This is a genomic window from Peribacillus sp. P4_C12 (assembly GCF_056402095.1).
This window is the reverse complement of the sequence record NZ_JBFUIB010000902.1, coordinates 1-1,080: the sequence shown is the minus strand read 5'-3', so window position 1 is coordinate 1,080 and position 1,080 is coordinate 1. Positions and strand designations below refer to the sequence as shown.

Below are 1,080 nucleotides of genomic sequence, written 5' to 3'. Positions count from 1 at the left end.
GTGGTGGGTAGTTCAATCACTGGTGAAAAGCGTGCCTCTTCAATTTTATTACGTAATTTTTTATATTTCCTACTCATCGTCGGCTGGCTGACTTCCAATACCTTTGCCGCTAGTTTTAATGATTTGTATTGTTCCATTGCCATGTTGATCAGTTGTTCCTCCACAAGTTCGACTGCTTCTTGCAAAGGCATTAGAAAATCGATAACAGGTAGTGAAGTGGGTTTGGGCCCTTTAAAAGGGAGGACCTCTTTAACCAATGCAACATCCAAATCAGGTATTCCGCTTGTAATCACAAGCCTCTCAACTGTATTTTCAAGGTCGCGCACGTTACCGGGCCATTGATAGATACATAGCAAGTCGATTGCATCCGGGGTGAAGGCTACATTTCGATTGTACAGTGTATTGTACTACCTCTTGATATGATGGAGGTGTCCCAAAGCTCGCCRGCGAAACGGACAAATACATCAACACCAGGAGGCCAAACATGAAGTATAACCCCCAAAAAAAAATCTCTTAAATTACTACTGAAACACTAATTAACGGTGTCGATATTGCAAAATTCAAACATGTAGCCAGAGCTCAAGACTTTAACGATGTGTGTCTTCTATTCGCTTATTCGTAGTCTTTAATTCACATAATTATTAGAGTTTTTTGTGTGTTACAATAAAGACATCAGCATACACTATCTCTTATTTTCTAACGAGAAACTTAGATAAAGAGTAACATTTTAGAATTAAAAGCTATAACACTATATTTATAGAAAGGGGAAAAGAACATGAATGAGATTAGAAATATTTATTGCGTTGGTCGAAACTACGTAGCACATGCAAAGGAATTAAATAATGAGGTACCTACTTCCCCATTTCTATTTTCTAAGCCTACCCATGCCTACATGGAAGCAAATGGTCAAGAGATTTACCTGCCTGGCAATCGTGGTTCTGTCCATTTTGAAACTGAACTTGTCATAAAGATTGGAAGACAACATGAAGTAGGCATGAAGGTAGATGAAGTGATAGAAAGTATGGGGATTGGGATCGATTTTACTTTACGGGAAGTTCAAAGTGAACTTAAGAAACAAGG

At 38.5% G+C, this 1,080-nt stretch carries 2 protein-coding genes; one reads left to right on the top strand and one right to left on the bottom strand.

All coding sequences use genetic code 11. From position 1 onward, the window contains the following. Positions 1–356, bottom strand: a 356-nt coding sequence (locus AC1DUW_RS30080; RefSeq protein WP_477644348.1) for an AAA-type ATPase lid domain-containing protein, incomplete at its 3' end; no start/stop codon positions are given. A gap of 419 nt (positions 357–775) precedes the next feature. Here AC1DUW_RS30080 and AC1DUW_RS30075 point away from each other — a divergent pair. After that, the coding region (locus AC1DUW_RS30075) for a fumarylacetoacetate hydrolase family protein (protein ID WP_477644347.1) at positions 776–1,080 on the top strand (305 nt) is incomplete at its 3' end.